This window comes from Inquilinus sp. (assembly GCF_039594555.1).
Classification (GTDB): Bacteria; Pseudomonadota; Alphaproteobacteria; order DSM-16000; family Inquilinaceae; genus Inquilinus.
The window spans coordinates 1-5,611 of the sequence record NZ_JBCNNF010000441.1 but is presented as its reverse complement, the minus strand read 5'-3'; the positions used below and the strand labels follow the sequence as shown (position 1 = coordinate 5,611).

Here is a 5,611-nt window from a genome sequence, read left to right as displayed (position 1 = left end):
CCCGCGCCGGCAGGCTGGCGCCGACCGATGTCCAGGGCGGCACCTTCACCATCTCGAACCACGGCGTCTCCGGCTCGCTCCTGGCGGCGCCGATCATCATCAACCAGCCGCAGGTGGCGATCCTCGGCGTCGGCAAGGTCGAGAAGCGGGTGGTGGTGCGCGAGGCCGGCGGCGCCGATGCCATGCTGATCCGGCCGATGGCCTATGTCTCGCTGACCATCGACCACCGCGCTCTGGACGGCGCCCAGACCAACGCCTGGCTGACCCGCTTCGTCGAGACGATCGAGACCTGGCCGGCGGAGTAACGGCGCGGCCGGGGGCAGCCCCTCACCCGAAATCGCTGTCGCGATTTCGACCTCTCCCCGAGGGAGAGGTGAAGAAGCCTCGGCCCTGGTTTCCCTCTCCTCGGGGAGAGGGAGGGGCCCGTCGCGTTGGCGACGGGAGGGTGAGGGGGAGCCGTCGATTCAGGCCGCGACCGACCCAGCCGCCCGCGCCTGCCGCTCGATCAGCATCACGTCGCCGAACTCATGGCCGCGATAGCCGGCGGCGGCGAGGGCGGCCGGCAGCCCGTCCAGCACGCCGTCCGGGGCGAAGGCGCGTAGCAGCTCGAAATGGCTCTCGCCCGGCTGATGCATGCCGGTAAGCAGGGCGTCGGCCACGCGCAGCCTCGTCCCCGGTCCGATGCGGTTGGCGGCGATGCCGTCGCCGGCGCGCACCGTGCCGTCCGGCTCCGCCGCCACCTCGAGAGCTCGGACCACGGTGGTACCGATGGCGATGATGCGGCGGTCCGCCGCCTTCGCCTGCGCCACCGCCGCGGCCGTCGCCTCCGGGATCCGGTAGGGCTCGTCGAAGGGCAGGCGGCGGTCCAGTGCCGGGTCGCCGGTGGAGGAGATGCCGGCGGCATGGGTCAGCGTGGCGAAGCCGACGCCGTGCCGGCGCCAAGCGGCGAGCAGCGCCCAGTCCAGTGCGAAGCCGGCCGAGGGCGGCTCGAACGCCACCGGGTCGGCGGCGATGCGGGTCCAGACATCCCACAGCGCCAGCGGTTCGGGGACATGCGCGTACTGGATCGGCCGCCCGTGCCGGGCCAGCCCGGCCAGTACCTGGTCGCGCCGGCCGAGGAAGCGCAGCCGCACCAGCCGCGGATGGCCGAGGCCGCGCTCCACCACCGCGTTCAGCGGGCCGAGCGACAGGTGGTCGCCGGCCGCCAGCGGCGGCGGGGCCGGCCGCTCCTCGGTGCGGATGCGGTGGTCGCCGGCGCCGAACACGATCGCGGCGAAGCGGGTCGGGTCGCCGGGCGTCACCCAGCCGGCCAGCCGCGCTTCGACCGGCCGGCCGGTCGCGGCATGCAGCCCGTGCAGGCTGGCCGGGAGGGTGGCGGCATCGTTGGCCACGACCAGGTCGCCGCGCGTCAGCACGGCCGCCAGCGCGGCGCGGGGCAGGTGCCGGATCCGGCCGCCGGCATCGACGGCGCAGAGCCGGGCGGCCGGATGGTCGGGACGGTCGGCGGGGATCATGCGGATTCCCCGACGCGCTGCTCGGCGGCCCGCTGCGGCAGGGCAGCCAGCACCGCCTGCACGATCTCCGAGGCGGAGAGCTCCGGCATCTTCAAGGTCGACGGGTCGGCGTCGGGCACGGCCAGGGCATGCAGCGGCGTGTCCATGTCGCCGGGGTCGATCGACAGGAAGCGCACGCCCTCGGCCTGCGCCTCCTCGGCCCAGATCGCCGTCAGGTGCCGCAGCCCGGCCTTGCTGGCGCCGTAGGCGCCCCAGCCGGCATAGGCGTTGACCGCGGCGTCGCTGGAGATGTTCAGCACCACCGCGCCGCGGCCCTGGCGGGCGGAGGCGGCGAGGGCGCCGAACAGCGCCTTGGTCAGCCGGAACGGCCCGACCAGGTTGACCGCCAGCGCCTGCTCCAGGTCCTCGCAGTCGGTGTCGGCCAGCGGCGCCAGCGGGGCCGGGCCGAGGCTGGAGGCGTTGTTGATCAGCACGTCGAGCCCGCCGAGGCCGGCCGTGACCTGCAGCGCGATCGGGTGGATGTCCTCCTTGCGGCCGACATCGCCGACGATGCCCTGGGCGCCGGTCTCGCGCGCGGTGCGGGCCACGGCCTCGGCGCCGCGGGCGACGAAGGCCACGCGCGCGCCCATCGCGGTCAGCAGCCGCACCAGCGCCAGCCCCAGGCCGGAGGTGCCGCCGGTGACCGCCACGCGCAGCCGCCGCAGATCGGTATCGATAGGCATGATGGATGCTCCTGTCATCGGGAGCCTCCATCGGTACAAGTTCAAGTGCGGTTTAGGTCAAGGAGATTTGCAAGTGCTGACTTTGATAATTTCTGAAGCCGTCATGGCGAGCCCCGAAGGGGCGTGGCCATCCAGGGCCGCTCGCACTGGCCCCTGGACTGGATGGCCACGTCGGCTTCGCCTCCTCGCCATGACGATGAGGGAGTGACTTATCCCCACACCTCCCGTGCGATCTCCACGATCATCGCCAGCTTCGCCCATTGCTCGTCCTCGGCCAGGACATTGCCTTCTTCGGTGCTGGCGAAGCCGCATTGCGGGCTGAGGCACAGCTGGTCGAGATCGACGAATTTCGCCGCCTCGTCGATCCGGCGCTTGATGTCGTCCTTCTTCTCCAGCGTGCCGGTCTTCGAGGTCACCAGCCCCAGCACCACCCGCTTGCCCTTGGGCAGGAAGCGCAGCGGCTCGAACCCGCCGGCGCGCTCGGTGTCCCATTCCATGAAGTAGCCGTCGGCGCCGATCTCGTTGAATAGCCGCTCGGCCACCGGCTCGTAGCCGCCCGAGGCGATAAAGGTGGAGCGGAAATTGCCGCGGCAGAGATGCATGGTGATCACCATGTCCTTCGGCCGGCCGGCGATGGCGGCGTTCAGCATGGCGGCATAGATCGCCGGCTGCCGCACCGGGTCGTCGCCGCGCTCGGCCAGCATCCGCCGCTGCTCCGGGTCGCAGAGATAGGCGAAGCTGACATCGTCCAGCTGCAGGTAGCGGCAGCCCTCGGCGGCGAAGGCGGCGACCGCGCCGGCATAGGCCCGGCCGAGATCGGCGTAGAAATCCTCCATCTCCGGATAGACCGCCGCGTCGATCACCTGCCGGCCGCCGCGATAATGCAGCATGCTGGGCGACGGGATCGTCATCTTCGGCACACGGGCGGTGTTCGCCTTCAGGAAGCGGAAATGCTCCAGCATCGGGTGGCCCGAGAAGCCGAGCTTGCCCGTCACGCGGATGCCCTTCGGCTTCAGCTGGGTGCCCTGGAACTGCACGCCGTGATCGGCCCAGTAGCCTTCGACGCCGTCGAGATGCTCGAGGAAGTCGAAATGCCAGAAGGCGCGGCGGAACTCGCCGTCGGTGACGGCCTGCAGCCCGATCTCCTCCTGCCGGCGGATGATCTTGCGGATCTCCTGGTCCTCGACCGCACGCAGCTCGCCGGCGGTGATCGCGCCCTGCTCGTGCTGGGCGCGGGCGTCCTTCAGGGGGGCGGGGCGCAGCAGGCTGCCGACCATGTCGGCGCGGAAGGGCGGGGTCTGCGGCATGAGATGGTCCTCCTCGGTCAGGCGTGCGGGCGCGGCCCCTTGCGGGTCACGCCGAGATGGCGGGTCAGGGCGGCTTCGTCGGCCTTCAGCACGGCGCTGGGGGCGGCGTGGACGATGGCGCCGCGCTCCAGGATCACCGCCTGGTCGGTGACGGACAGGATCTTCTGGGCGTGCTGCTCGACCACGATCGCGGCCATGCCTTCGTCGCGCAGGATGCGCTTCAGCGCCGCCAGCAGCTCCTCGACGATGATCGGCGCCAGGCCCTCGGTCGGCTCGTCGAGCAGCAGCAGCTTCGGGTTCAGCATCAGGGCGCGGGCGATCGCCAGCATCTGCTGCTCGCCGCCCGACAGCTGGCTGCCCAGATTGCCGCGCCGCTCCTTCAGCCGCGGGAACAGGGCGTAGGCGCGGTCCGGCGTCCACGGGCCCGGGCGGGCCACGGCGGTCATGTTCTCCTCGACCGTCAGCGATTTGAAGATGTTGCGCTCCTGCGGCACCCAGCCGATCCCGGCCAGCGCTCGGTCCTCCGGCCGCGCCCGGGTCAGGTCGCACCCGGCCAGGGTCACGCTGCCGCCGAAGCGGCGGGTGACGCCGATGATGCTGTTCAAGAGCGTGGTCTTGCCGGTGCCGTTGCGGCCCAGGAGGGCCAGGGCCTCGCCCTCGGCCAGGGTCAGCGACACGTCGGAGACGACGACGGCCTCGCCATAGCCGGCGACCAGGTCCTTCAGGGCCAGCAGCTCAGCCATCCACCGCCTCCCCGAGATAGACGGCGCGCACCTGCGGGTCGGCGGCGATGGCGTCGGGCGTGCCCTCGGTCAGCAGCGTGCCGTTGACCAAGACGGAGATGCGGTCGGCGAAGCTGAACACCAGGTCCATGTCGTGCTCGATCAGCAGCACCGAGACATCCGCCGGCAGCTCGGCGATGGTGGCCAGCAGCTCGTGCCGCTCCGCCTCCGGCACGCCGGCCGCCGGCTCGTCCAGCAGCAGCACGCGCGGCCGGCAGGCGAAGGCGGTGGCGATCTCCAGCAGGCGCTGCTTGCCATAGGCCAGGGCGGCGGTACGTGCCTGCAGCACGTCGCCCAGGCGGAAGCGCTCTGCGATGGCCAGGATCTCGTCCATCACCTCGGCCTTGCCGCCGGCCACCCGCCACCAGTCGCCGCCGCGGCCCAGGCGCTCGGCCACCGCCAGCCCGATCGTGTCGAGCGGCGTGATCTCCGGGAACAGCTGGTTGATCTGGAAGGTCCGGGCCAGGCCGCGGCGGACCCGGAGGTGCGGCGTCAGGCCGGTGATGTCCTCGCCGCCCAGCAGCACCCGGCCGCCACTCGGGGCCAGCACCCCGGTCAACAGGTTGACGAAGGTGGTCTTGCCGGCGCCGTTCGGGCCGATCAGCGCATGCCGCGCCCCGACCGCGATCTTGAGCGACACGTCGTTGGTGGCGACCAGCCCGCCGAAGCGCTTCATCAGGCCGATGGTCTCCAGCGCCGCGGTCATCGCCCGGCTCCGACGCGGGAGAGGAGATGGGCAAGAGGTCGGCGCAGTCCCTGCACCAGCCGGTCGCGCCCGACCAGCACCAGCAGCACCAGGAAGGCGCCGAGCCAGAACGACCAGTATTGCGGCGTCAGGCCGGAGATCCAGTCCTGCAGGAAGCGGAACAGCACCGCGCCGACCGGCCCGCCATAAAGGTAGCCGGCGCCGCCGATCACCAGCACCAGCAGCACGTCGGCCGAGCGGTGGAAGTCGAAGACGTCGAGCGAGACGAACTGCGTGGTCTGGGCCAGCAGCGCGCCGGCGACCGCGGCATAGGCGGCCGACAGCGTGTAGATGCCGACCAGCCGCCGCGCCACCGGCACCCCGACCGCGGCGGCGCGCAGCCGGTTGTCGCGGATCGCCTTCAGCGACAGGCCGAAGGGCGAATGCACCACCCGCCGGGCGAACAGGAACAGCACGAACAGCACCGCCAGGCTGTAGGCATAGGCGGTGGTGCCGTACAGGTCGAACTCGAACCAGCCCAGGATCGGGCGGACCGCCATGCCGTTCAGCCCGTCGGCGCCGCCGGTGAGGCCCGCGGCCT

Annotated in this window: 7 protein-coding genes; 1 reads left to right on the top strand and 6 read right to left on the bottom strand. The window is 71.9% G+C overall.

Features of this window, described 5'->3' with window-relative positions:
* A partial coding sequence (locus ABDW35_RS31095) for a 2-oxo acid dehydrogenase subunit E2 (RefSeq protein WP_343717720.1) occupies window positions 1-305 on the top strand: 305 nt, incomplete at its 5' end.
* Window positions 306-464: 159 nt separating this feature from the next.
* On the opposite strand, the gene ABDW35_RS31090 is transcribed toward ABDW35_RS31095, so the two are convergent.
* The 6 genes from ABDW35_RS31090 to ABDW35_RS31065 form a co-directional block, all read right to left on the bottom strand.
* Entirely contained in the window at window positions 465-1,514 is a 1,050-nt protein-coding gene (locus tag ABDW35_RS31090; RefSeq protein ID WP_343717719.1) for an S-adenosylmethionine:tRNA ribosyltransferase-isomerase, read from the bottom strand.
* The gene (locus tag ABDW35_RS31085; RefSeq protein WP_343717718.1) at window positions 1,511-2,236 is read right to left on the bottom strand and encodes an SDR family oxidoreductase; all 726 of its coding nucleotides are present in this window, start codon (window positions 2,234-2,236) and stop codon (window positions 1,511-1,513) included. The genes ABDW35_RS31090 and ABDW35_RS31085 overlap by 4 nt, the downstream gene beginning before the upstream one ends.
* Window positions 2,237-2,445: 209 nt before the next feature.
* Window positions 2,446-3,543, bottom strand: coding sequence for a 5-methyltetrahydropteroyltriglutamate--homocysteine S-methyltransferase (locus ABDW35_RS31080; RefSeq protein ID WP_343717717.1), 1,098 nt, complete (start codon window positions 3,541-3,543; stop codon window positions 2,446-2,448).
* A gap of 17 nt (window positions 3,544-3,560) precedes the next feature.
* Complete coding sequence (locus ABDW35_RS31075) at window positions 3,561-4,286, bottom strand: ABC transporter ATP-binding protein (RefSeq protein ID WP_343717716.1); 726 nt, start codon at window positions 4,284-4,286, stop codon at window positions 3,561-3,563.
* Complete coding sequence (locus ABDW35_RS31070; RefSeq protein ID WP_343717715.1) at window positions 4,279-5,031, bottom strand: ABC transporter ATP-binding protein; 753 nt, start codon at window positions 5,029-5,031, stop codon at window positions 4,279-4,281. The genes ABDW35_RS31075 and ABDW35_RS31070 overlap by 8 nt, the downstream gene beginning before the upstream one ends.
* Window positions 5,028-5,611 (bottom strand): branched-chain amino acid ABC transporter permease (locus ABDW35_RS31065; RefSeq protein WP_343717714.1); only part of this gene is annotated, 584 nt, incomplete at its 5' end. The genes ABDW35_RS31065 and ABDW35_RS31070, both read right to left, overlap by 4 nt.